The sequence below is a fragment of the Mangrovivirga cuniculi genome, from assembly GCF_005166025.1.
In the GTDB taxonomy this organism is placed as follows: Bacteria; Bacteroidota; Bacteroidia; order Cytophagales; family Cyclobacteriaceae; genus Mangrovivirga; species Mangrovivirga cuniculi.
Map to the genome: position 1 here is coordinate 1,860,617 of NZ_CP028923.1, position 26,446 is coordinate 1,887,062.

General features: G+C 35.1%; 16 protein-coding genes. 4 read left to right on the forward strand and 12 right to left on the reverse strand.

Annotated features, from left to right (window positions below):
- Positions 1 to 104: 104 nt before the first annotated feature.
- Positions 105 to 1,409, forward strand: a complete 1,305-nt coding sequence (locus tag DCC35_RS08300; RefSeq protein ID WP_137090342.1) for a carboxypeptidase-like regulatory domain-containing protein — start codon at positions 105 to 107, stop codon at positions 1,407 to 1,409.
- A 34-nt stretch (positions 1,410 to 1,443) separates the two neighbouring features.
- On the opposite strand, the gene DCC35_RS08305 is transcribed toward DCC35_RS08300, so the two are convergent.
- The 7 genes from DCC35_RS08305 to DCC35_RS08335 form a co-directional block, all read right to left on the reverse strand.
- Positions 1,444 to 1,686 (reverse strand): sensor histidine kinase, encoded by a 243-nt coding sequence (locus DCC35_RS08305; RefSeq protein ID WP_137090343.1) that lies wholly within the window; start codon positions 1,684 to 1,686, stop codon positions 1,444 to 1,446.
- Positions 1,662 to 4,355 (reverse strand): sensor histidine kinase, encoded by a 2,694-nt coding sequence (locus tag DCC35_RS08310; RefSeq protein ID WP_175402765.1) that lies wholly within the window; start codon positions 4,353 to 4,355, stop codon positions 1,662 to 1,664. The genes DCC35_RS08305 and DCC35_RS08310 overlap by 25 nt, the downstream gene beginning before the upstream one ends.
- 388 nt (positions 4,356 to 4,743) lie before the next feature.
- Entirely contained in the window at positions 4,744 to 5,505 is a 762-nt protein-coding gene (locus tag DCC35_RS08315) for a helix-turn-helix transcriptional regulator (RefSeq protein ID WP_137090345.1), read from the reverse strand.
- Between the two features lie 270 nt (positions 5,506 to 5,775).
- Positions 5,776 to 6,213: an SbcC/MukB-like Walker B domain-containing protein gene (locus DCC35_RS08320; protein WP_137090346.1), complete on the reverse strand. Its 438-nt coding sequence runs from the start codon at positions 6,211 to 6,213 to the stop codon at positions 5,776 to 5,778.
- A gap of 224 nt (positions 6,214 to 6,437) precedes the next feature.
- Positions 6,438 to 9,248 (reverse strand): AAA family ATPase, encoded by a 2,811-nt coding sequence (locus DCC35_RS08325; RefSeq protein WP_137090347.1) that lies wholly within the window; start codon positions 9,246 to 9,248, stop codon positions 6,438 to 6,440.
- 3 nt (positions 9,249 to 9,251) lie between these two features.
- Positions 9,252 to 10,472, reverse strand: a complete 1,221-nt coding sequence (locus tag DCC35_RS08330; RefSeq protein WP_137090348.1) for an exonuclease SbcCD subunit D C-terminal domain-containing protein — start codon at positions 10,470 to 10,472, stop codon at positions 9,252 to 9,254.
- Positions 10,473 to 10,602: 130 nt separating this feature from the next.
- The gene (locus tag DCC35_RS08335) at positions 10,603 to 12,537 is read right to left on the reverse strand and encodes a PAS domain-containing protein (RefSeq protein WP_137090349.1); all 1,935 of its coding nucleotides are present in this window, start codon (positions 12,535 to 12,537) and stop codon (positions 10,603 to 10,605) included.
- Between the two features lie 219 nt (positions 12,538 to 12,756).
- Between DCC35_RS08335 and DCC35_RS08340 the strand changes: the two genes are divergently transcribed.
- Together DCC35_RS08340 and DCC35_RS08345 are read left to right on the forward strand one after the other, a co-directional pair.
- Complete coding sequence (locus DCC35_RS08340) at positions 12,757 to 16,056, forward strand: UvrD-helicase domain-containing protein (RefSeq protein WP_137090350.1); 3,300 nt, start codon at positions 12,757 to 12,759, stop codon at positions 16,054 to 16,056.
- On the forward strand, positions 16,053 to 18,848 hold the full coding sequence (locus tag DCC35_RS08345; protein WP_137090351.1) for a PD-(D/E)XK nuclease family protein: 2,796 nt from the start codon (positions 16,053 to 16,055) through the stop codon (positions 18,846 to 18,848). Before DCC35_RS08340 ends, DCC35_RS08345 begins: the two co-directional genes overlap by 4 nt.
- 5 nt (positions 18,849 to 18,853) lie before the next feature.
- Here DCC35_RS08345 and DCC35_RS21805 read toward each other — a convergent pair whose 3' ends face one another.
- From DCC35_RS21805 to dnaE, 5 genes are all read right to left on the reverse strand, one after another.
- Entirely contained in the window at positions 18,854 to 19,444 is a 591-nt protein-coding gene (locus DCC35_RS21805) for a phytoene desaturase family protein (RefSeq protein ID WP_317129001.1), read from the reverse strand.
- A gap of 224 nt (positions 19,445 to 19,668) precedes the next feature.
- A complete protein-coding gene (locus tag DCC35_RS21810) occupies positions 19,669 to 20,283 on the reverse strand; it encodes a phytoene desaturase family protein (RefSeq protein ID WP_317129002.1) in 615 nt (204 codons plus the stop codon).
- Between the two features lie 123 nt (positions 20,284 to 20,406).
- Positions 20,407 to 20,907 (reverse strand): hypothetical protein, encoded by a 501-nt coding sequence (locus DCC35_RS08355; RefSeq protein ID WP_137090352.1) that lies wholly within the window; start codon positions 20,905 to 20,907, stop codon positions 20,407 to 20,409.
- Between the two features lie 163 nt (positions 20,908 to 21,070).
- Positions 21,071 to 21,394 carry a thioredoxin gene (trxA, locus tag DCC35_RS08360; protein WP_137090353.1) on the reverse strand — a complete coding sequence of 108 codons (324 nt, stop codon included), beginning with the start codon at positions 21,392 to 21,394 and terminating at the stop codon, positions 21,071 to 21,073.
- A gap of 157 nt (positions 21,395 to 21,551) precedes the next feature.
- Positions 21,552 to 25,844 (reverse strand): DNA polymerase III subunit alpha, encoded by a 4,293-nt coding sequence (dnaE, locus tag DCC35_RS08365; RefSeq protein WP_137090354.1) that lies wholly within the window; start codon positions 25,842 to 25,844, stop codon positions 21,552 to 21,554.
- Between the two features lie 258 nt (positions 25,845 to 26,102).
- On the opposite strand from dnaE, the gene DCC35_RS08370 reads away from it, so the two are divergent.
- Positions 26,103 to 26,384: a hypothetical protein gene (locus DCC35_RS08370; RefSeq protein WP_246070192.1), complete on the forward strand. Its 282-nt coding sequence runs from the start codon at positions 26,103 to 26,105 to the stop codon at positions 26,382 to 26,384.
- The last annotated feature ends 62 nt before the right edge of the window (positions 26,385 to 26,446 follow it).

The window sequence follows — 26,446 nt, forward strand, 5'->3', positions numbered from 1 at the left end:
ACTGATATTTTAGTTGTTTTCGTCATTTTAAGACCTCTGATAGATTTGATGAAGTATTAGATTTGTATAAAATTTTTTAAACCTAAAGTTATACTTAACCAAATATGGATCGATTACTAAACTTAAGAACAGTCTTAGCACTTTTTAGTGTGATCGCTGTATTTATTTCGTCATGTAGTGATGATGAAGAAGAAGCTCCAACAACAGGTACCTTAATGGGAATGGTTACAGATGGAAGTACCCAGACTGCCATCGAAGGAGCCTCAGTAGTTATTTACGATGCAAATACTAATTCGCCAGTGTTAACTTTAACTACTGATGTTGACGGAAATTATACTACGGAACTTGATCCGGGTAGTTATTTCACAAAGGTTTCCGCACAAGGATATCTGGCAAATCCACCTGCTGGAATTTCTGCAGTACCTTTTGATATTACTGTAGGAGTTGAAACTGAAAACAATGTTGTTTTATTTCCGAATGATCAAACAGGTCTTGGATATATTTCAGGATCAGTAACTGAAGGCAGTAACCCGGTAGCAGGAGTGTTGGTAATTGCTGAAGCAGGAGATATTGCTTATTCGGCAATCACTGATGAAGAAGGTAATTATACTATTTACAATGTAGCTGCTGGATCTTATTCAATTAATGGTTGGATTGCCGGATATAATTCACAAACTGAAACAGCTTCAGTTACTGCAGATACTGAAACTACCGATGTAAATGTTTCGCTTACATCAGGAGCATCAGGAGAATTATCAGGTATGGTTACTAACCTGGCAGCTGAGAACAAAGATGTTGACGTTGCGCTTGTACATCCTATTACTAAAGAAACTCTTCCGGGATTAACTGGTTTTACTCAGGATGGACAATATTTGATTACAAATATTCCTAATGGAACCTATATCGGACGTGCTAGTTATGCGAATGACCAGCGTGTGATGGATCCGGATAGAATATTTAAATTTGGAGAACCAACTGTTGAAATCACAGGTGTGGCAACAGAATTAGATTTCGATATCACTGGTTCAGTTCAGGTTTCATCTCCATCTAATGAATTATCAAGTACAATTCCAGTTGAAATTACAAATACAACTCCTGAGTTTAGTTGGGTAGCGTATTCTTCAACGTCTGATTATGTTATAGAGGTAACTGAAGCAGCTACTGGTAACGTGATCTGGGGCGGATTTGATACTACTGGAGAACTTCCCGTGAAAAATATCTCTATTCCTTCATCACAGAGATCTATTACTTATAACTCTGATGGAAATGCTACAGTTCCTGCATTAGAACCTGGTAAAGTATATCGATGGAGAGTTTATGCAAGTAAAGATGATAATAACTCTACTACTGGATGGACATTGATCTCAGCAAGTGAGGATCAGATGGGACTAATTAAAATTGTAGAATAATAATAGTAGTACCTGAAAAAACTTAAGGCAGCTTTTAGCTGCCTTTTTTTATGTTTGGAATTTCAATAATAAATTCGGAACCCTTATCGATTTCTGTCTTTACTGTTATTCGACCATTTAATTTTTCTAATGTTTCAGCGACAATATAAAGACCCAGGCCTGAACCGGATGTTTTTTCAGTAGCTCGGTAAAACATTTTAAATATATTGTTAATATGATCTTTACTTATTCCGGTTCCATTATCCTTTATACTTATTGATGCGATTTTTTTGAACAGGTAATCGAGATAATAACTTCAGGGTTTTCCTGTCTTAAATTATGATATTTTAAAGCATTGGAAATTAAATTTTTTAAGATGATCTCCAATCGTTTAGGGTCAGTACAAAAACCAATATTGCAAGAGTTTTCTATTTTGATGGTTATTTTTCCGGATTCATCAAGATATTTAATCTCTTCAAGTATACCTGATATTAATTCTTCAAAATTTATTTCTTCAAGTTCTAAATCAGTACGGGCATTTCTACTAAAGTCAATAATGTCTTTTGTGAACCTATCTAACTTTTTTACACTGTGTTCAATTTTTTGAAAGTAGATTCGAGGATTAGTCTGATTATCTATTTTAGCTAAATTCACTATACCAAGAACAGAAGCTAATGGAGCCCTTAAATCATGGGAAGCACTATATACAAATCTATCTAGCTCACTATTGAGTTTTTTAAGTTGTTTATTCCTTTTTTCAATATCATTTACTCGCCATTTATAAACTAAAAAAAGTAAAAACACGAGGATAATGCATACTAGAAAATAAAACCATGTAGTTTCATAATAATATGGTTTTACTATGAAGGTTATTTTAGCACTATCATTGCTCCATTCTCCGAGTACATTCGATGGTATAATCTCAAAAGTATATGTCCCTGGTTTGAGGCTGGTGTATTGTAATTGTCTTTTATTTTGAATAATAGTCCATTCTTCTTTAGAGCCGTGAAGCTTATATTTAAACTTTATTGCTTCCGGAGAAGTGAATTGAGGAGCTGAAAAATGAAATGTATATCTCATATTTCCCGGACCTAATTCAATAGTATCATTTTGATAATTATTTCCGCCTGACTCAAGGGATTTAATGTAAATGTTTGGGAAATCTGTATCAATTTTAGTTTTTGAAGGATTGATAATACTCAATCCGCCAATTGTAGGGATTGCTATTTTATTATCCGACAAGAGTATTGATCTCGTAGCCCCGGTACATTCCTGATTAGCCATTCCATCACTTGCATCCATGATTATTGATCCTACAGAACTTATTTTACCTGATAAATAATCATTAATATCTTTTTTATATATTCTGAGAACTCCTTGGTTAGTAGTAATCCACATAGATCCTGATTTATCTTCTACAGCATCAAAAAAACTAACTCCTGTCAGGGAATGTTGAATTTCTATTTTTGATAGGGTTTTATTTTTGAGAATATATAAACCAATATTAGTAATTAAATAAATTTCATCATTATCGCTTATATGAATATTAAAAATGAGAATGCCGGAGTCGTCATCCTTTATTTTTAAGTTTGTAATGTTTGATTCAGGGGAAATAATTGATAATCCTCCACTATGCGTGCCTATGTAGACATTACCTTTGCTATCTTCCTCAAGAGCAAGTATAAAATTTGATTTTAGTCCATTGTTTTTGTTAATAGTCTTTTTAATAACCCCATCTTCACAAATTATAACTCCACTTGTGCGGCTGGCAATCCAAAATTCTTTATTAACAGGTAATATCCTCCTTAGATCGAGGGAGGGGAGTCCATCCTCCCTGGTTAATAGTTTTTGCTTTCCAGACTTAACAAGTAATAGTCCATCATAAGAGGCAATCAATATCTTATCCTCATAAAATAATATATCTCTTATTCCACTTTTTAAATCTACTTTAAATGGGAATTGAGATATTTGTCCGTTTGAAATGATATTGATATTTCCGTCATCAGTTCCGACATATAAACGTCCTTCGTGTTCCAGGATGATATTTGTCTTATTAATAGATAAGTTTTCATCTGTGGTGTAATTATTGATACCAGTATTACGTAAGTGGAGTAAGCCATCTTTACCTGTCGAAACCCAGATATTATTTTCTTCTTCAATATCTATTCTGGAAAGTCGGGTCAGGGTCATTCCTCCCTTTTTCTGAGTGAATAAAAATTTATTCTGAGTTTTAGAGAATTTGCCTATGCCTGATTCTATAGCCAGCCAAATATGTTCTAGATCAGGCCTTGAATTTATGTGATTTATATGTAAAGAATCGTAAAAGGTTTTTTGAAAACTGCTATCGCTAAAGGTTTGCAATCCTCTTTGTGTTCCTATATACAGCTTTCCATTTTCAAAATATAATGATCTGATATAATCGTTTATCAATCCATTTTTGGTTGTATAATGATTGACTTCCCCATCCTTATATTCGTATAATCCGCCTCCCTCAGTTCCGATCCAAATATGATTTTCACCTGCAGATTTAATATCTGTTATACTCAGATCATCAGGTAATTTTTTGCTTATCCTGAAAATAGAATCATCATGAATTTTATAAACTCCCTTGTTGTATGAACCAATATAATAGGTATTATCTTTTACGAAATTGAGACATGTCACAGTCTGGGGAATCTTATTATTCTTACTTTTGACCTGTGAAAATTTCCCATCGGTATATTTCACCAATCCTGAGCCCTGTGAAACAAAAAATAAAGTGCTATCGGGGGTTTCATAAATTTGGTAAAAGGCATCTGTAATCAAAAATGGTAAATTACGACGGTCAAAAACATCAATATTTACTCCATCAAATCGCATTATACCATTATATGAGGTAATCCATATGTAACCTGATTTACTTTTTAATGAGGAAGTGATGTTATTGGATATGAGGCTGTTTTTTCCCGACCATTGATAAATAGACATATCACTGATTTCATTGTGATTTGTCTTCTCCTGAGATTTAAGGCCAGGTGAAAATATGAAAAATAAAAATATAGTTAAGTAAAAACTATTGTGCATTGATGCCTACCATATATCTAAAGTATTAAAATACAAATCAAAATTTATAATTTCGATATTATTTTAAGACAATATGGTAGTAGGGCCTAATAAAAAGTATTGATTTTTGAGAAAAATCACTCCATTATCTTAAGAGATTCTTCGAGATAATTCTTTACATAAGTTTTAAGTGATAAAGGAGAAAGAATTTCAATTTCTTTGGATATGCCGAGAATAAACCGACCTACTCCTTCATATCCATTTATACTGGCACGAAACCTATAAAACTCTTTTTGCTGAGTGAAATCCCGGGTTATAAATTTTTTGCTTGTGGGAAAGTTTCTTGCAGTAAATTTTTAGCCATAATAGTTAAACGAAGATCGACCTCTAATTTCTCTCCGGAAAACATACCAAAAGCATCAGGTTTTAAATGTGTATGATGTTTGTGGTGAACTATTTCGTCTTCAAGTGCCATTACTTCTTCTGCTCTTGAAATATGAAATACTTTAGTTTCTTTTACTTTAGGTTCGTAGGCTACTAAATAGTGGCCGTTAATTACATTGATTGGCTCCAAAACGCGATCAAAATATCCTTTTGAAGTATTTGACCTGTATTTCCTGAGTTCAATTACTTTCCTGTCCTGAATAGCTTTTTGAATTGTATCCACTCTATCAGAAAAATCATTAACTAATTCTTCATTTTGAAAGGTGAGCTCTGGTATCTTGGCAGCCAGCTTTTCTTTTAATGAATGAGATAATGGAGAATTGCCATTAATACTTTGATGAGCAAGTTTAAGTTCATTCTCAGTCAGGCTTATTAAGAAGTTATCATTATCACGATCGCTCACGATAAAATATCTGTTATGGTAATCCATGTCTATTGGAAAGAATTTCTCCAGACTCTTTATGTCTCTTCTTACCTGTCTTTCACTTTTATTTAAAACCTGTGCTAATTGAGTTAGCGTTTTAGGTTTTCTGTATTTTAATAAAATAATTAACTTCAGGATCTTTTCTAATCTATCCTGTGCATTTAATACCCCATCACCTTTTTCAAGGTACCCATCAAAATAATCCATCGATTTTTAACTCTATTATAAATTCCGCAAAAAGTGTAATCACCCTTTATTTAGGATTTAAAATTGGCTCTTTTTAAAAACTAAATTTTCTTCAATAAAATAAAAAAAAACGAAAAATGCATTTTATTGGTATATTACTTTTAAATTTTCATGTAATTAGCTGTTATTCAGAGTGATACTTTTTAGGGGCGCTGTGTTTAATAGTATTTAACCTTGATAAAGGATTGCTTTTTTAGGGCATCTAAAAATCTGTTTTGGATAATTTTTATATTAAAATAGAATACGACTATGACCGCTATTATTCTTTATTACCTTGATTTGTGTATTAATTCTATCTCTAAGTAAGGGTACGTGAGATATTAATCCGATCATTTTACCGGTTTGAGCTTGTAATGTTTCAAGCGTAGATATAACTATATCAAGAGTCTGTTCATCTAATGTGCCAAATCCCTCATCAATGAATAAGGTGTTCAGGCTAATATTTTTAGAATTCATATCAGCCAGGCTAAGGGCTAATGACAGTGATAGGATAAAAGATTCTCCTCCTGATAAACTATGAACCGAACGGCGTAGGTCTCCTTGCCAACGATCAATGATGTACAAATCGTTAACATCTTCTGTATCTTCTTCAAACCTTGCAAATAAATATCTGTCAGTTAACCTGGATAGCCTGTAATTAGCGAATTCAAGTAGATGATAAAGGATCATGTCTTGAGCGAATCTTACAAATTTGTCACCATCAGCAGATCCGATCAGATCATTAAGGAGTCTCCATTGATTGACCTTTAATCTTAATTCTTTGATTTTAGATAAAGTGGTTTCTAGCTTTTTTCTTTGAGTAAGATCATTATCCAGTTTCTGCTGAATAGCTCCCTCTTTTTTAGAATTGCTATTGATTTGAATTTCTAACTCATTTAATTCGTTTTGTAAATTTAAATTTTCCTCTTTGTAAGCTTATAATCACTATTTTTTTGTATTTCATTTTTAAGTTGATCCAGTCTTTCAACCTTGTTTTCTTTTTGAGTAAAAAGTTTTGTCTTTAATTCACTTATTTGATCAAACTCTTCTTCAGTGATTATATAATTTGATAATTCCTCTATCGTATCAATGAAATCGGGAAAATTTTTGCTTATTTCCTCCTTTAATTTATTGGATGATTCCTGAATGTTTTCAAGACTTTCATTGTGCTTTTTTGTTTGTTCCTGAATAGAATCAACCTTATTCGATATTGCAATTAAATCTTTTTCAATAGCAATTATTTCTTTTTTCTTATTTTCAATTGAAGAGGTAAATCTTGATTCCACTTCTTCCGGTTCCTCTCCATTCAGAAGTTGTTTAATTTTGTTATTATGATCTTCTATCTTTTCCTGGAGAAGAATTTTTTCTTCTGTTAGGTCATTTTTATTTTGCTCACTTCTCTTAAGTTCCTTTCGTAGCGCTTCTTCACGAGCGTTTAACAGGTTAAGATCCTCTTTAAGTTTTTTTAAGTTCTCAGCCTGGGCTCGGTATTCTTTTATTTTTTTAATGGAAATAGATATATCATCTTCTACAGAGACGTATTTTTCAATTATTGAGGCATTTTTTTGCTTTGAAGTATATAAGCTTTGTAAATGATCTAGCACAGGGTATCCTTTTTCGATTGAAGATAACCTGTTTGCCATCTCAACATTTGTTTCCAAAGATTTCAACCAGACTTCTAATTCTTGGGAAGGAATATCAATTTTGTACCCTGATAATCTTTCCTCTATTTGAGTAATTTCAAGTTTCAAATCTTTAAGCTTATCCTTATTTGAATTGATATTTTCTCTTCTGGATTTGATATCAGAATCTAACTCTGTTTTTGATAGCAGTAATTTTTCTCTTCTTAATCTGCTATTTTCAAGTTCTTTTTTGTCGATATCAATCTGATTTAATAATTCCTTGAATATTTCTTCCTCTTTTGATGGCTTTAATGGTTCAGGATGATCTTTACTGCCACATAAAGGACATGGTTCATCTTTACTCAATTCAGTTGAATAAGCAGCTAAGCCGACTTTCTTTTTAGCACTTTCTATCTGTTCTTCAATTGTTTTTATTTTAGAATCTATGGAGTTAATAGCGCTTTCCTCAGCGGATAAACTCTTTTTAACCTCAAGTAATTTTTGATCTAAAGATTCAATTTCCTCATTTTCATTTTCATTTTCAATTTTCTGCTTTTCCTTAAAAAGGGATATGTAATGCTGTCCGAGGTCTTTGATTTTTAATTGAAATTCAGGATCGGAATTATTATTCAGGGAGGTTTTTATTTCCTTAATTTTATGATCCAATTTAGACTGTGTATCCCGTAGATAATTGATTACTTCTTTAGTATCAGAAGTATCAGAAATTCCATTTTTAATTTTTGGATATTTGTCCAGGACCTCAGCTATGTTGTTTTCTGCTTCTAATACTAATTCGATACTTCTTTCTATATCAGAAATATTTTCAGATCCAGCCTGATATTCTTTTAATTGAGACAAATTGTCTTCCAGCTTGTTCTGTTGTTTGCTTAATACAAGCTGTTTATCAAGGAATTCATTGGTTTGATCTTCAGCTAATTTTAATTCTTTAGTGGCAGATTCCAGATTACTATTATTCCTGGTATATTCAGTTTTTAGAATTTTTAAATTTGCTGTCAGTTCCTTTGCTTTTTTAATTTTAGGCTGAATATTGAGATATTCATCATTGACCTTGTTAAGTTCTTTAGTCTTTTGTTCTAATCTGCTTTGTAAACTATTTTGTTTTTCGTTTAGCTGATTCTCTTTTTGATTTAGATCAGTTACTGTTTCACTAATTTCTGCAATTTTCGACTTGTGATTTTCGTATTCAGAATATTTACTTTTTAGAGGGATAATTTCTTTATATCGGGCAATTTTTTCAAAAGAATTTTGATTTTGATCTATTTCATTAGAGATTTTTAATACTTCATTCTCAGTATTAGCATATTCTTGTTTCAATTGGGAATACTTTGCTGCAGAAGTGATTTTTTCATTTATAGCTTTTTCTTTTTGCTTTAGAGCAATTTTCGAACTGATTAGCACCTTTAATTCAGTATTGAGATCATCAACTTCTTCTTCGGAAAGTAATTGAATGCTTTCTTTACTACTTTCTTCTATAGCAAGATTAGTTTCAGCCTGCTTAAATAGTTCATAAACTTTTCGGCTTATATCTCTGAAAGAAGTGAGTCCAGTGATTTTTTCAAGTAGGTTGGACCGTTCATCCCGGTTGGCTTTTAATAGTTTTGCAAAATCGCCCTGTGATAACATTATAGCTTTTATGAACTGGTCGTATGAAAGACCAATAAATTTTTCATTTGCTGCTGGAACTTCACTCTTTTTTAGGTCGATTATTTTGCCTTCTGTAATATCTGTGAGTTCCATTTCGTAATCCTTGAGATTACCAGTTTTAGTATGGGCTATTTTCCAACTGGATCGGTATAACTTGCCACCAGCTTCATACTCTACTTCAGCTAGAGACTCTTGTTCACCTCTTGTTATGAGTAACCCTTTTTGCTGAATAACATTTTTAGTAATCTGTTTATCGATTCGTGGAATCTTATTATACAATGCCAGAGTAATGGAATCTAAAATAGTTGTTTTACCAGCACCGGTAGGGCCTGTAATCAGAAATAATCCGGAAGCTGACAAATCTGAATTCTCAAAATTCACGCAATGCTCCCCTTTAAATGAATTAATGTTTTTTAATCTGATCTTTAATATTTTCATATTTTATTCAGCACTTTCCTGGTTTGATAATTCCTCGGCTTTTTTAAAAAGGTCCTTGATTATTTCGATTTGTTCTTCTTCTATATTTTCACTTCTGATCAATGAATTAAAAATTATATCTGGTGTGAACTCATCAAGATCAGGTACATCCTCCTTTCTTAATTCCTTTTTACCAGTTATGTTAGTCCTGTATTTAACAAGTTTAATGTACTTGAGCTCTTCGGAAATTTTGCTCATCTGATATGGGATGTCGAGATCTGAATTTTCCTGAGTAATTATTGCTTCAATGAGATAGTTATTATGTTTCTCATTATCCAGAGATCTTAATTCGGAGAGTACATTTTGTAAAGAATCGTTTATCGTGATTAATTTTCGATAGGTTGGTATTGTGATTTTTTTTGGTTGTTCAAAAACGCCTTCACTATTTAGAGTAGTTACCAATACACTGTGCTCATAATTTTTTTCAGTAAAACTCAATGGCAATGGTGATCCGCAATACCACATATTCGAATGCCCTTGTAGTTTTTGCTGACGATGAATGTGACCAAGAGCTATATATCCAAATCGCTCAGGAAATGAAGAAGACTTAATCCCAGCCAGATTTCCAACCTGAATATCTCTCACAGCATCAGATTTTTCTTCAACCCCGGCAACAAATAAATGACCTGTTGCAAGTATCGGGACATCCTTTCCATACTTATGAGTTATTTGTTCTGCCAGCTCTGAATAATGATTGATAATGCCTTGTCTTACTTCTTCAGTTCTGTCATGATACGTTCTTCCTTCATTTACCTTTAGAAGGTCTTTATCTCTTAAGAAAGGCACTGCTGCAACAATAAATTTAAGATTTCCCTTATTATCATTGATTTCAATCACCTGATCATTGTAAGAGTCTGTCAGAGTACCAATTATATCTACATTCAGAAGTTTTAGTATTTCTTTAGGGGCTTCTAAAGATTGAATACCATCATGATTGCCTGCAGTTATTATTATGTTTTTGCAGCAAGTGTCTTTTAATTTTAATAAAAAGCTATAATATAGTTTTTCTGCACTGCGTGGAGGGTTACTGAAATCAAATATATCACCTGATACCACAAGAACATCTATTGAATTGTTTACAATTATGTTAAAAAGCTCTTCAAAAAACAGCTTATGATCTTCTTCAAATTCAGTTTCATGTAGTTTTTTCCCCAGATGCCAGTCTCCTGTATGAAGTATCTTCATCTCAATCAAATTATTTATCTTAAAGATGATTTCTATTATTGACAATACATGTCAATTTAATTTATTTGATTTCTTAAAAATAAAAAAAGCGGACTAAATGCCCGCCTGGTAATCTATTAAGTATTTTCTATTAATTAAAATTTTTCATTTGTCTTTCAAATGCAAGTTCAGCATATTCGTGATCTTCAATTACGTATCTCGCGCCGATATATTTCACAGGTTTTCCTTCATTATTTAATTCAGGAGAAATAATAGCATCAACCCAATAAACTGATCCATCTTTTGCTCTGTTTTTAATTATACCTCTGAATGTATCACCTTTTTGAATCGTATCCCATAATTTTTTGAATACTTTGGAAGGCATATCCGGATGTCTGAAAATATTATGTGGGCTACCAATCAATTCTTCCCTGCTGTATTTACTAACCTGGACTAACTTATCATTGGCATAAGTTATTGTGCCAAATGGATCTGATTCAGAAAGAATGGTGGATACATCAAGCACATTTTGTCTTATCTGAAGATCTTGTTTTAGCTCTTCAGTTTTTTTCATGTAAAGCTCCATTTCTTCTTTCTGAGCCTCGAGTTCTTCGAGGTGCTGCTGCATAATCTCTTCTTGTTCCTTTAGCTTGTTATTTTGCTCTTCAATCTCTACAGCCTTTCGGTCCATTTCTTCCTGTGTTGTTTGAAGCTCTTCCATGTTTTGCCGCATAGCTTCTTCCTGTAGACGTAGCTGATCGTTCTGATCTTCAACTTCCCTGGCTTTTCTGGCCATTTCTTCCTGTGTAGCCTGAAGCTCTTCCATGTTTTGTTGAAGTTCCTCAGCCTGGCTGCGCATTTCCTCTTCCTGTTGCTTAGATAACTCCAGCAGATATTTAGTCTGGAAGTTGATTTTACTAAGACTAAAAGAAGAAGCAAGACTCTCTCCAAGGTCAGCGAGATAATCCATCTTGTAATCTTCCAGCTCCTGGAACGAGGCTACCTCTATAATAGCCTCAACCTTTTCATTATTTATCAATGGGTATATAACTAGAAAACCCGGTGTTGAATCACCTAATCCACTGGTTATATTAATATAATTTTGTGGTATATCTTTTAATATAATTGGTTCGGCCTCGAGAAAAGCCTGACCGACAAGTCCTTCACCTATAGATATCTTTTTGTCAATAAATTTTTTTCTGTCAAAAGCATAGGCTCCTTGTAATTCAAGATATTTTTCGGATGTTTCATCGTCTTCTTCCAGCAAAAAGATTGATCCTTGATTAGCTCCTAAATAAGTTACGATCTCACTAATTACCGATTCAGCAAGTTTCTTTGGATCATCGTGCTTTCTGATAAGGTTATTTATTCTACCTAATCCTTCAACAACCCATGCACGGTTTTTTTCTTTTTGCTGAACTGTTTTTGCATCCTCTAATTGTTTTTTTAATTCAAATTGAGAATTTTCAAGTTCTTTATTATGCTGTTCAATCTCGAATCTTAAAGTTGCGTTGTTAGATTCAGTTAGCGATTGACTGCGGCTCACAGCAAATAAAATTAGAAATAAAAGTATAGTACCAATGAAATAACCGCTGTAAGTTAAAAAAGGATCTTTACTAAGGGCCACAACATCATCAGAAACCTGAACAAGGTCGGTTGTGAAAGGGATAGTAAAGGTGAATACCAATAATATTAGAGATACTAATAATGTCAGTTTGTTTTTAAATGAATATAAACCGAAAGGAATAACTGCATAGCCGACTAAGATGAGCAATTGTCCATAATTAACTTCTTCACTACCGGCATTAATATTAAGATTCCATAGATAATAAAGAAAAAACGAACCAAAAATAGTAAACAATTTAGCTGTTCGATGTTGATATTGGCTGGCTATAAACAAACTGGCTGCCGAAACTAATATTAATGCACTGGGGTAGATTATTATTGATTCATGTTTTATAGCCAGAAAGAGATTTATGGATCCGACAATAATGATATTTATCAGATTCATAAAGTTGTTTAAATAAATTCTCCGGTTATCTTCAAAGGAAAACTTTTCGCTTGTTCCGAAAAGAAATGGATTCATATTTTATATTAGATTTTGATCTTAACAGTCGGGCAAAGTTATCCAAGAACAAAGGAAATTTGGATCCCACGTGATGTTTGTAAATAATATTGACGATTTTACACTGATTTATAATGTAATGAAATAAGTGTTATTTTTTGATTGAAATAAGCTAATCAGAAGTGTGTGACAATATCTGTCAATTAAATGCCCTATTTTTGAGAATTAGTATGTCATAATATGGATGAATTTTTAACTATTTATAAAGCATCGGCCGGGTCAGGAAAGACTTTTACATTAACTTTTAATTACCTCAAGTTACTTTTAAGAAGCCCGGATCCTTACCAGTATCGCAGAATTCTGGCTATTACCTTTACAAATAAGGCTACCCAGGAAATGAAAACCAGGATTGTTAAATCCTTGCATGAACTAGCTACCGGAAAAGATACCGTTTTCAGGTCTATGCTGGCAGATCAATTAGGTCTTGATCATGAAGAAATCACCAAAAGATCCAAAATATCACTTTCAAATATTCTACATGATTACAGTCACTTTTCTGTTTCAACGATCGATGCGTTTGTACAAAGAGTGATCAGAAGTTTTAGCAGAGAGTTGGGCCATAAGGGTAATTATGGTATCGAACTGGATGTTAACCGTGTTATGGAAACGCTGGTTAGAAGGCAGATCAGCAAAACCGGTAAAGATAAATTCCTGACCTCATGGATCAATGACCTGATTAAAGATAGAATAGCAGACTCTAAGAGTATTCGAATTACCAGCATGCTCAGGGAATTAGGACAGGAATTATTTTCAGAACAATATGTTCTGCTTACCCAGGACATTCCTGAAAAAATTAATGAGGATACATTTTCGAAAGTAAAGGATAAGCTATTAGGAATTATAGGCTTATTTGAAAATACAATGCATAAAATTGGTGAATCAGCTGAAGAAGCATGCATCAATAATGGGTTTGAACTTGCAGACTTTAGTTATGGAAAAGGAGGAGGAGCTTATTTTTTAAAGAAAATTCAATTGCCTGTTAATTTTCCGGACGATTATGAAATAAAAAAAAGACCACTGGAAGCAATTGAAAATCATGAAATTCTACTTAAGAAAACTGAACTGAAAAATGATGTCAAGGTTTCTGTTGCCAGAGATATAATTTCTCCGGCCTTAAATAAGGCCATAAGTCATATCCAAAATAATTATCCGGTTTACGTAACGGCTAAACTTATCCTTAAATCTCTTCATGCTTTTGGTTTGATTAACCGTCTGGAAGAAGCTCTATCCGATTATCGTGATGAGGAGGAGGTGATGATGATCTCAGATGCCTCACAACTACTTAATGAGATAGTTACCAAAACTCATGCTCCATTTATTTATGAAAAAATAGGTACTCAATACGATCACTTTCTGATCGATGAGTTTCAGGATACTTCCACTTTGCAATGGCAAAACCTGGAACCGCTAATTTCTGATAGTATTGCCTCAGGCAGAGAAAATTTACTCGTTGGTGATGTTAAGCAATCCATTTATCGCTTTAGGGGAGGTAACTGGAAACTCATGCATTCACATCTTTACCGGGTATTTGGAGATATGGCAGAGACAGTTACTCTGGGGAATAATTTCAGAAGTAAAAAAGAGATAATCGATTATAATAATGCACTGTTTCCTGAATTAAGTAACCTCTTAGCCACCAATCTAAATGACCAGGTGAGTGAATATACATCTTCTGAAGAGATACTAAATGAAGTAAAGTCAATAAGTAGCATTTACCAGGACGTTACTCAGAAATGGTCGGATAAGCCTGAAAAGGAAGGTGGATACGTTCAATTTAGGTTTTTTGAAGGAAATAGAGATAAATATGGAAACAAAAAATCAGATGATGATGATTTAAATTTCGAAGAAAAGGTCTTTGAAAACCTTCCTTCTCTACTTGAAAAAGTTCAGGATCGGGGTTATGATCTATCAGAAATGGCGTTCCTGGTTAGACGTAAATCTGAAGGAACAAAAATAGCTGATTACCTGAGAAGTTTTGCCAATTCCGAAAAGGCCAAACCCGGATATTCTTACAGAGCTGCTTCCTCAGAAGCTTTTAAGTTATCAGAGAGTGCTTCACTAAATCTATTCTTTTATCTGATGAAATGGCTTCTTTATGAGAAAGATACCTTTTCTCTTTACAAGGCTGTTTATAATTGGAAGGAAAGATTAAATAAAGAGGATACCGGACTTATTTATGATAAAGTAACCAGGGAAAACCTGACAAAGGATCTAATCGGGAAACTCCCGGATGAGTTTATTGATGGTTACGGATCCTGGTACCATAAAGACCTTTATTCTGTTTATCAGAACTTTAAAAAGATCTTTAATATCGAAAATTATCCTGGTGAATTTGCTTATCTGTCAGCCTTTGAAGATGAATTATTAAATTTTATTCAAAGAAGATATAGCCTTTCAGGTCTTGGCGCACTGCAAGCTATTTGTGAATGGTGGGATGATAAAGGTAGTGAGGTGAAAATTGATAGTTCCGGATCAACAGGAGCTGCAAATATACTAACGGTGCATAAATCAAAAGGACTGGAATTTAAAGTCGTGATAATGCCATTCATGAAAGGAGACTTTCATACCAGCTCAGGTTTTATTAAGAATTATCTATGGCTGGAAGGAAAACCGGAAATGCCTGAAGAACTGCCATATTACCCTTTAGAGATATCCTCCCGGATGAAAGAGTCTCTATATGCAGATAATTATGCTCTTGAAGATACTTTGTCTTTCATAGATACTTATAATATGATTTATGTTGCGATGACAAGAGCTGAAGATGCCATGATAATATTCAGCGAGTATTCAGATCCAAAAAATGGGCCCATTAAAAGAATTGAGGAGCTCTTCACTGCGTTTTTTGAAGGTAAATCCGATGGCCTGCCTGGGAAATACGATTCTGATCTTATGATTTATGAGCAAGGCAAATGGCCGGAAGTAAAAACTGAATTTAGAAAAAGTAAATCCACTACACTCAAACCTTTACCTGTTTCTGAATGGAATAACAAACTGAATATCAGACAAAGCAGGGACTTGATATTTGAAAAGAATGAAGAGAAACTGGAAAAGATTAATCTTGGAATAACCGCCCATAATTTTTTAGCCAGACTTCAGGATTTAGATGATTTGGATAAGCAATTACTTGAATTTAGCAGGGAAACTGGAGTAAACGATGATCAGAAGCAGAGGGTAAAAGAAATGGTGGAAAATGCACTTTCTGACATCCAGGTTAGATCCTGGTTTGAATCAGGTAGAAGAGTGATTTCAGAGAGGGCTCTGTTATTACCTGATGGTACTCAGGTAAGACCAGATAAATTACTTTTTGATGATGAGAGAAATGAAGTTGAAATCGTTGATTTTAAGACTGGTGAAGAGAAGAAGAAAGATGAGAACCAGGTGAAAGAATATGCCCGTTTCTTAAATCAGGCTGGTTATAATGTCAGCAAAGTTGCTATATGCTACATCGGTGATAGCGTTAAAATTAAAGAAGTGAAATGATTACATTTTTAGAGTCAACTGCAAGGGAATTAATTGATCTGACTGGTAACGATTTTCGAGATGTTACTATTGTGTTTCCCGGAAAAAGAGCAGGGGTATTTTTTCAGCGTGCTTTAGGTAAACTGAATGATAAGCCGATTATTGCTCCTCAGATATATAGTATCGAAGAATTTTTTAATTCATTCACTAACAGATCTGTGATCAGTCCTTTGCAAGCATTGATATTTTTACACAAATCCTGGGTGAAAAAGATCGGTGATGAGTCATTCGATGACTTCTTTTATTGGGGTGAACTTTTGCTAAAAGACTTTGAGGATATTGATAAATATCTTGTTCCTGTAGATGATTTATTTAAAAGTGTAGAATACCAAAAAGAAGTGGAGTCTGGTCTGAACTATCTGGATGAAGAACAGGTGAAAATCCTTCGAAAGTTCTGGAAATCATTTGAGGGTAGAGATGAAGCATACCTTGAAAAGTTCAGGGAGCTTTGGGAAAAGCTCCCATCAGTATACATGGATTTTAAGAATACAATTCAGGAAAATGAGATTTCCACAAGTGGATTAATCCAAAGAGAAGTTGGAGAGAAAGTAATTAATGGTGAATTCTCTTCAGAAATGGATAATGTATACTTCGTTGGTTTCAACGCCTTAACTGCCGCCGAAGAAAAATTAATTACCTGGTTCCGAAGCAATAAAAAGTGCAAGTTGTTCTGGGATACTGACGCTTTTCTTTTAAATGATAAAAAGCAGGAGGGAGGACGCTTTCATCGAGAATATTTTAATAGCCAGATTTTGGGTCAGGATTTCCCAAAAGAACTACCAAATGAAATTCTAGATCCTGCAAAGAAGATTGTGGTTACCGAATTACCGGGTTCACATTCTCAGCTTACCCAGATGTCGGTAGATATAGGGAGAACTCTCTTTGAAGGTGGCTATCAAAGAGAAAATACTGCAGTTATTTTGCCTGATGAGACTTTATTATTTCCAGCACTCTACCAACTACCTGATTCAGTAGACAAGATCAACGTAACAATGGGAGTTGGTGTAAATCAATCAGATATTTACGGTCTGTTTGAAGATGTCATTTCTCTTTACAAGGAGAATTCACCGGGTAGTGAAGGATATTTTTACAGGGCTATTCTTTCAATTGTTGGCCATGCGCTTTGGAAACATTCTGAGGAGGCTACGGAATTCTCGAAGCAAATACTAAACGAGGGGAAATTGTATTTTCAGATAAATGAAATTCCTGAAAATATCCCTTATTTAAGATCAGTTTTAGAATTAAAAAATGAACCAAAAGCTTTAAATGATCTTTTTATTGATATTTCTAATGCATGGATACAAAGTAAAGATATTGAAGATCATGAGAAAGAAATGGCTTTTAGAATGCGCAATGCCCTGACGATACTGGAGCCGGAATTTGAAAAAAGTCTGAAATCTATAAATATTACTGTTTATTCAAGATTATTAAGAAAACTGGTAAAAAGCGAAAAGGCAGCTTTTGAAGGAGAGCCAGTAGAGGGACTTCAGATCATGGGTATGCTGGAAACAAGAGGGCTGGATTTTGAAGCTATTTTTATTCCGAGTATGAATGAAGAAATTTTTCCTTCTGCACCGAATCTTCATTCGTTTATTCCATACAACTTGAGAAGAGCCTTTAACATGCCAACTTTTGAGCATCTTCATGCTATTTATGCATATTACTTTTACAGATTGCTTAAAAAGGCAAAGGAGGTATATTTATATTCTAATAAATCTACTATTGGAAGTATCCCCGCTGAAATAAGCAGGTTTATCCGGCAAATGGATCTTGAAACTGATCTTAATATCGATTTTCGTCAGGTTGACCTTGCTTCTGATGTTTATCCTTCGAGGGAAGGTGAATTGGATAAAAGCTTAGGGATTCAGGAAATGTTATATCGTTTTACTGAAGAAAGCGGGTCTGATGAAAAATATGCTTTATCACCGTCAGCAATTAAAGAATACCTGGTTAATCCTGAATTATTTTATACCCGATATGTATTAAAAGTTCAGGATGAAAATCTCAAAAAGGAAGATATTGCACCCAATATCCACGGGCTTTTATTTCATCGGGTAGCTGAACTTATTTATGAAGATTTTATCGGTAATGAAGTAACCGTAGAAATAATTGATGATATCCTTAAAAATGAGAGATTCATTGAGGAAACTTTAGATAAAGCATTTGAAGAACAATTCACCGGGTTAAAAGATTACAAAGGAGAACATCTGATTTTCAGAAATGCTATCAGGGATCACTTGCGTAAACTTTTATCAAATGATAAGGAATATGCACCTTTTAAAATTATCGGACTGGAAGAGAATGTCAGGACTACAATTCCTGTAGAAGTGAAAGGGACAATCTATAATGTGCGAATAAAAGGAAATATTGACCGGATTGATCTAAAAGATGGTGTTTATAGAATTTTGGATTATAAAACAGGGAAAGACCAGCCTGATTTTGAGTCTATCGATGCCTTATTTGATAGAGAAAAAGAAGGTAAGTTTGGAGCCGCATTGCAGGTGTTAATTTACGGTTGGTTATTTTCAAGATCCAATCACGTTGATCAGGAAATGTTAAGAGCCGGTGTTATCAAAGTAAACGAATTGTTTAAAAATGAGGATCCGTTAATAAAGATGGGGAAGGGGAGAGGAAAGTCCGTTTTTTCATTTCTTCCACCGGATATGGATCATTTTGAAGATCAGATGGTGAAACTGATTTCTGAAATGCTAAATCCGGATATTCCATTTCACGAACCAACAGTTGAACGATAACCTGATTATTTAAAAAGCTTATCAAAAACAGTTTCAGCTGCATTATAGCCACACATTCCATGTACTCCACCTCCGGGTGGAGTCGATGAGGAGCAAATATAAATGCTTGAGTTAGGGGTGGTGTAGGGGTTTAACCTGGCTACCGGCCTGGTGAAAAGTTGGGTAACGTCGGTAGCACCACCTGAAATAACACCACCAATGTAATTAGGATTATATTCCTGGTACATTTTAGGTGAAAAGTGGCTTTTTGCCTGTATTACATCTTTAAATCCCGGAGCAAATCGTTCAATTTGATTTTCTATGATGGAAGACATATCTTTTTCTGATCCGTATGGGACATGGCAATATGCCCAGCATGTATGTTGACCCTCAGGGGTTCTGGTATTGTCAAATTCACTTTGCTGAGCTAGCAATACATATGGCTTTTCAGCATGTTTCCCGTTCCAGACTTGTTTCTCAGCAAAAGCAATTTCTTCAATAGTTCCACCCAAATGGGCTGTGGAAGCTTTAAGACACCTTGGATCCTTCCAGGGAATAGATTCCTTAAGTGCGTAATCTATTTTAAATACTGCCGGTCCGTATTTGAATTTACTCAACTTCTTTTTGTATGAAGCGGGAAGTTGCTCACCGGCAATATTTGAAAGCTGAGTTGGGTCAGTATCAAAAAGATAGGCTTTTGCTTTAGGCAGATTTTTTAGGCTTTCTACTTTATGTTCATATTGAATCTCACCACCATTTTCTTTGTAATAGTTTAATAATGCCTTGGCTATAGATTGAGAACCTCCCTTAGGAATAGGCCAATTTACTTTGTGGCCACTGATTAAAAAATTAAACCTAAGGCTGTTGTAAAGAATTTATCAAATGGAAGAGTGCTGTGTGCAGCACATCCTGCAAATAAAGCTTTAGCCCGATCACCCTTAAATGTGTTTTTTGCATATGTGTTTGCTGGGAATACTGCTTTGGAGCCAAACTTGACCATTGTAAACAAATTTCTGGGTATTCCCGGTTTATGAAAACTGTCCTCAAAAATTTGATCTGCCTTATCTACCAGTGGTTCTATAAGCTTAATGTACTGACTGGCATCTATACCTAAATTGTCAGCTGTTTCCTGAATGGACTTATTTAATAAAACGGCAGGTTCATTATCCAGTGGATGTGCTACCGATGCTTCAGGGTAAATCCATTCTAATCCATGGTCTTCCAGTTTTAACTTTTTGAAATATGGAGATAAATAGCCTATCGGGTGAACAGCTGAACATACGTCGTGATGAAAACCTGGGAGAGTCAATTCCTGTGTTCTGGTACCCCCTCCAGGTTCACTGGCAGCTTCAAGGATTAGAACTTTAAGTCCTTTTTCAGCCAGGTAGATACCGGCACTTAATCCATTCGGCCCTGATCCGATTATAACAGCATCATATTCATATTTTTCAGCCATTCCGGTTTACTGATAGATTTAAGAATTAAACTTATGATATATATGGGTAATATAATACATCTTAAAGTTTATACTATAATAATCCAGGCCTTTGAATGAAAGTTAGAATAATTTACAATCCTATCATAAAAAAGTAATTGTACTCATCGCGTGAAACGAATTAGTCTTGGCAGAATAGCCTGGGCCGAGATCAGATTTTAGCCTCAGATTACTTTTTCTAAAATAAGGCCCAATTCCAATGGGTAAGTAAACAAAAAAAGAATTTTGATCATCATCTTCCCAATTAAATCCTGTATTCACGCCTAAATAAAGATTGAACTTACCGGGGCTGAAATCAAAAGGGTAGTAGTGTCCTCCTACTGAAAATGCCTCAGGAGAAATGAATAAGTTCGTTCCATATTTTTCAGCAAAAATATGTTCATAATTGGCATATAAAAGGAACTCCGGAGTAAAAACAAATGCAAAACCAAGAAAATCTTTTCCACTTGGGGAATATTCGCCTGGTGTGTATCCGAATAGAAACTTTTGAAGTTTTGTTCGTTCAGGTTTCTCGGCATTTTGAGCATTTCCGATATTAAAAAAGATTAAAAAAATAATAGAGATTAAATAATTAGATTTTAGCATTTAATAATACCAGTTTAAAAAATAGAAATACTCTTTATTTCGTTAATATTTATTGCCGGGCAAATAAATAATCCTGATATTAATATTCAAACTTTTAAAAGTATAGACACAAAAAAAGCTGCCTCATTACGAGACAGCTTTCTATATTTTAAATATGGCTTAATTATGCCATTTGAGATTCTAATTTATCAGCAAGTACATTTTTTGGTACAGCACCAATTTGCTTGTCAACGATCTCTCCACCTTTAAATACTAATAAGGTTGGAATACTTCTGATGCCATATTTTGCAGATAGGGTAGGGTTTGAATCAACATCAACCTTTCCGATCACTGCTTTTCCATCATATTCACCAGCTAACTCCTCAACTACAGGTCCGATCATTTTACAAGGTCCGCACCATTCAGCCCAAAAGTCAACCAAAACTGGTTTATCACCATTTATGATTTCTTCAAAATTCGCGTCAGTTAATTCTATTGCTTTTGCCATGATAATTGATTTATGTATTTCTATATTTTGTCAACTTACATTTGTTTACACAAAATTAGTGCAAAAATCTACAATTAAAACTTTACAAGCCTTTATGTCAGTATTTTGTATTAAGACCGACAATTTGGCGAATTATTGTAGTCATTTAGGCACCTTTTTATGTAACGATTTTCATTCTTACTTGTTCCAGATTTTTTAATTCTTCTATCAGGTCGTTATCCGGTGAGACCTGATATTTTCTTGAATATACCGGAACCTGAACTTTTCCGTGTTCTTTATCCTGGTAATGCAACATTAGTTTCAAAGCACAAGATCCTTTTCTGGTAGTGGCTAATTCTTCAAGACGGTCAATCAGGTCTTCAGTTAACTGATTGAGATCAACCTGCAGTAAAACTTCTTTAGCCTTCTTATCCCTGATATCATTTAACAGGGTTATGTTTTTAACTTTAAATTCTTTTCCTTCCCTCCATTTTTGTTCTTGCGCTCTTCCTTCAATATATAAAAACCATCCATTCATGAAGAACTCCTTAAACCTCAGATAATCGTCACCAAACAAAAAGAAGGTATGCGACCCACCATAATCTTCGACAGTGAGCGTACCGAAAGGTTTGCCGTTTTTGGTTGTTCTATGTGCAAATTCAGTAACAATACCACCTAATCTGCACTCACCTTTCATTTGTAGCCTGTCCAGATCTGTAAGTTCATTAAATGAAGTGTTGCACAAATGCTCAAGTTCAAATTTGAACTGATCTAACGGGTGACCAGATAGATAAAGTCCTACGACTTCTTTTTCGATATTTAATTTCTCGAGTTCCCCGTAAGGCTCCATATCGGGTACTTTCGGCCGCGGTACTTCTACAGAACTGTCTCCACCAAATAGTGAATGCTGGTTTGAGTTTTCTTCCTGGATTCTCTTCTGGGCATATTTAATTGTCTTTTCAATTAAAGACTGCTCTCCATCAGGCGCTTCAAGGTAATGTCTTCTGTGATAATTATCAAAGCAATCGAATCCTCCTGCCATGGCAAGACTTTCGAAAGTTTTCTTATTTACAGTTCTGAGATTTATTCTTTCAGCAAAATCAAAAATATCCTTGAATTTCCCGTTCTCCTCACGCTCAGCGATGATATGTTCAACCGCTGCTTCTCCGGCACCTTTTATCGCTCCAAGGCCAAAACGTATGTGCCCGTCTTCGTTCACAGTAAATTTAGTCTTCGATTCATTTACATCCGGACCTAATACCTGTAATCCCATTCGCTTACATTCCTCCATAAAGAAGGTTACATCAGTGATGTTATTCATGTTGTTACTCAACACTGATGCCATGTATTCAGCAGGATAGTGGGCTTTAAAATAAGCAGTCTGGTATGCTACCCAGGCATAACATGTGGAGTGAGATTTATTAAATGCATAAGATGCAAATGCTTCCCAGTCCTTCCAGATTTTTTCCAGTTTACCTTTATCGTGCCCTCTTTCGGCTCCCCCTTCAATAAATTTTGGCTTAAGCTTTTCCAGAAGGGCGAATATCTTTTTACCCATAGCCTTACGGAGCATATCCGCTTCACCCTTGGAGAATCCTGCCAGCTTCTGTGATAAAAGCATTACCTGCTCCTGGTAGACCGTAATACCATAAGTTTCCTCAAGGTATTCCTTCATATCGTCCAGGTCATAGACGATCTCTTCATGTCCGTGCTTACGCTTAATGAAGCTTGGAATATATTCAAGAGGACCCGGCCTGTAAAGAGCGTTCATAGCGATAAGGTCGGCAAAGGCAGTTGGCTTAAGATCACGAAGGTGCTTCTGCATTCCAGGAGATTCATACTGGAATATACCGACAGTTTCTCCTCTTTGGAAAAGAGCATAGGTTTCTTCATCCTCTAAAGAAATTGAATCCGGATCAATCTCAATACCATGGCGTTCCTTAACGATTTTTACAGTATCCTTAATTAAGGTTAGTGTTTTTAATCCCAGGAAGTCCATTTTTAACAGTCCGGCATCCTCAACCACGGAGTTGTCAAACTGCGTACAAACCATATCAGAATCCTTCGCCACTGCCACCGGGACAAATTTGGTAATGTCATCCGGAGTAATGATGACCCCACAGGCATGAATACCTGTGTTTCTAACTGATCCTTCAAGTACTGTTGCCTGTTTTACGATCTGTGCCGGAAGGTCGCTACCTTCTGCTATGGATTTCAGCTCATTAGCTTTATCCATATTTTCAGCATTCTTAAGCTTTTCTTTTAAAGCTTTATCATCCAGACCGAAAAGCTTCCCGAGTTTGATATCCGGTACAAGCTTGGCTATTCTGTCAGCTTCTGATAAGGGAAGTTCTAATACCCGTGAAGTATCCCTGATTGAAGATTTGGCTGCCATAGTACCATAGGTGATAATCTGGGCAACCTGGTTTTTACCATATTTTTCAATTACATAGTCAATAACCCGGCCACGTCCTTCATCATCAAAGTCAATATCAATATCGGGCATTGATACCCGATCAGGATTCAGGAAACGCTCAAATAGAAGATCGTATTCAATCGGATCGACATTTGTAATTCCTATACAATAGGCCACTGCCGAACCTGCAGCTGAACCCCTTCCGGGACCAACTGATACGCCCATTTCCCGTGCTGCTGTAGTGAAATCCTGTACGATCAGGAAGTAGCCCGGATAACCTGTGTTCCTGATTACTTCAAGTTCAAAATCCAGTCTTTCCTGGATTTCTTCGGTTATCACCCCATATCTTTTCTTGGCACCTTCATAGGTAAGATGTCTCAGGAAGTTGTTCTCGCCATTTTTTAATGTAGGATCTTCGTTGTCTGCTGGATCTTTAAATTCATCCGGAATTTCAAAGGCAGGAAGAAGTACATCACGGGCAAGTTCAAACTGCTCGATCTTTTGATAGATCTCATAAGTATTACTTACTGCCTCAGGAATATCAGCAAATAAGGCCTTGATTTCGTCCGGAGTCTTAATGTAAAACTCATCATTAGGGAAGCCAAATCTAAATTCTCTACCTCTTTTTCCTATATATTTTTTTGGTTTGCTTTGTGTTTCGCCGTCTTTTACACAAAGTAAAATATCGTGAGCTTTGGCGTCTGCTTTTTTGGAATAATAGGAGTTATTTGCTGCAAAATATTTTACGCCATATTTATTGGCAAATCGTATTAATACCTCATTTACAACATTTTCTTCTTCAAGTCCATGGCGGTTCAATTCGACATAAAAGTCCTCTCCAAAGAGATCGTGCCACCATTTAAAAGCTTCTTCTGCAGCCTCTTCACCCTCATTAAGTATTTTAAAAGGAATTTCACCCCATAGACCTCCTGTAGTGGCAATTACCTGGTCTTTATGCTCTTTAAGGATTTCTTTGTCAATTCTGGGTACATAATAAAATCCATCCATATAGGCAGCCGAAGCAAGCTTTGCTAGGTTATGATAACCATCCTTGTTTTTTGCTATCAGTACAGTTTGGTAGCCATTATCCATCCTGGACTTGTCCATACGATCAGTACAGACATAAAATTCACAACCAACAATCGGCTTTATCTCTGCTTTAATGGCTGCACGAACGAAATGGAATGCAGCCATCATATTACCATGATCAGTCAGTGCTATACCCGGCATCCCATTTTCTTTGGCAATGGAAACCATTTCTCCAATTTCAGAAGTCGCCTGGAGAATAGAATATTGTGAATGACAATGAAGATGTACAAAAGGAACATCCTCAAGTTGCTCAAGAGCTTCTTCTTTTTCCTCTTTAGAAATTTCAGGTGTTTCGGCACCACCTGTTTCTTTCTTTAGATGTTCAAAATTGGCTGCTTCCAGTTCAGGAGGCTCGTAATTTACCTGGTCAGGGTCGAGGCCCTCCAGCGTGTCAACAACATTTTCTTTTATAAGTCCGAAAAAACATTTAGCGGTTGCATCTACATCATATGCTGCATCATGAGCATCGTCAAATGCAACACCAAAGAGCTTTTGATGTAATTCTGTAAGTGTAGGCCATTTATATTTTCCTCCTTTGCCCCCGGGAATGGCACAAAAATCAGTTCCTTCGTCTTTCGTATCGATAGGTTGTAATTCGAGAAGTGTTGTTTCAACTTCTTTCCGAAGGTATTCAGCTCCCATAATATTGATATCGAATCCAATATTATGTCCTACCACATGGGTAGCTCTCTTAATGTCTTCCCCGAAAATATTTAGTACTTCTTCAAGATCACTACCTTCCTCTATCGCTCGCTCGGTTGTAATTCCGTGTACTTTAGTAGAGTTGAACGGGATGGTAAACCCTTCCGGTTTGACAATGAAATTACCACTGTTGATTAATTTTCCACTGGCATCATGAAGTTGCCAGGCCAACTGAACCAGCCTGGGCCAATTTTCCAGGTCTGTAATCGGGGCATTCCAGTTCTTTGGTAAACCAGTAGTCTCTGTATCAAATATTAAATACATATTCGGGTTAGTCAGGGTAAAGATTTAACTTCAAAGATAAACTTTTTTAGCATTGAAGGAAATGAAATTTTTGTGAGTTTTAATCGAATTTTAAGTAGAGAAATAGGATCACGGTAACTTTCAAATAATCAATTAATTAGAGCTTGCTGTAAGTAAAATGTGAATTTTAATATAAAATATTGAAGTTTACTTTTGACTTTAATTGAACTAATTATTTTATTAGGGGTTTTGGGGATATTTATTAACACAACACAACCAATGGAAACAAGTACAATGACAGTAGGAACAAGGCCAACGTGTGAGATAATCGACTACCAGGGGAGAAAAATAGTTTTTACGGATATTGCCGGTGCGCGACCAGAAGATGCAATACCTGCTTTTGAAAGAACGACAGTTTTAGTGCCGACTCTTGGTGAAAAAGGTGCATTGTCACTGGTAGACGCTAAGGATGCAAGATTTAATAAAGACCTTATCAGCAAAATCAAAGAGGTAGTAAAAAGAACAATCCCTATGTTAAAGCTACCGCTGTTTGTGGGTTAAGTTCACTTACCTCGTTAATGGTAAACAGCATAATTACTTTTACAGGAAGGAAAATGAAACTC

Coding starts and splice junctions, on each gene's coding strand:
- DCC35_RS08320 (WP_137090346.1), bottom strand. CDS start 6,213: ATGATCCTTTATCATCTACTTGAATTCGCTAATTACAGGCTATCCAGG.
- DCC35_RS08300 (WP_137090342.1), top strand. CDS start 105: ATGGATCGATTACTAAACTTAAGAACAGTCTTAGCACTTTTTAGTGTG.
- DCC35_RS21810 (WP_317129002.1), bottom strand. CDS start 20,283: ATGGCTGAAAAATATGAATATGATGCTGTTATAATCGGATCAGGGCCG.
- DCC35_RS08370 (WP_246070192.1), top strand. CDS start 26,103: ATGGAAACAAGTACAATGACAGTAGGAACAAGGCCAACGTGTGAGATA.
- dnaE (WP_137090354.1), bottom strand. CDS start 25,844: ATGTATTTAATATTTGATACAGAGACTACTGGTTTACCAAAGAACTGG.
- DCC35_RS08310 (WP_175402765.1), bottom strand. CDS start 4,355: ATGTCTATTTATCAATGGTCGGGAAAAAACAGCCTCATATCCAATAAC.
- DCC35_RS08345 (WP_137090351.1), top strand. CDS start 16,053: ATGATTACATTTTTAGAGTCAACTGCAAGGGAATTAATTGATCTGACT.
- DCC35_RS08355 (WP_137090352.1), bottom strand. CDS start 20,907: ATGCTAAAATCTAATTATTTAATCTCTATTATTTTTTTAATCTTTTTT.
- DCC35_RS08335 (WP_137090349.1), bottom strand. CDS start 12,537: ATGAATCCATTTCTTTTCGGAACAAGCGAAAAGTTTTCCTTTGAAGAT.
- DCC35_RS08325 (WP_137090347.1), bottom strand. CDS start 9,248: ATGAAAATATTAAAGATCAGATTAAAAAACATTAATTCATTTAAAGGG.
- DCC35_RS08315 (WP_137090345.1), bottom strand. CDS start 5,505: ATGGATTATTTTGATGGGTACCTTGAAAAAGGTGATGGGGTATTAAAT.
- DCC35_RS08340 (WP_137090350.1), top strand. CDS start 12,757: ATGGATGAATTTTTAACTATTTATAAAGCATCGGCCGGGTCAGGAAAG.
- DCC35_RS08330 (WP_137090348.1), bottom strand. CDS start 10,472: ATGAAGATACTTCATACAGGAGACTGGCATCTGGGGAAAAAACTACAT.
- trxA (WP_137090353.1), bottom strand. CDS start 21,394: ATGGCAAAAGCAATAGAATTAACTGACGCGAATTTTGAAGAAATCATA.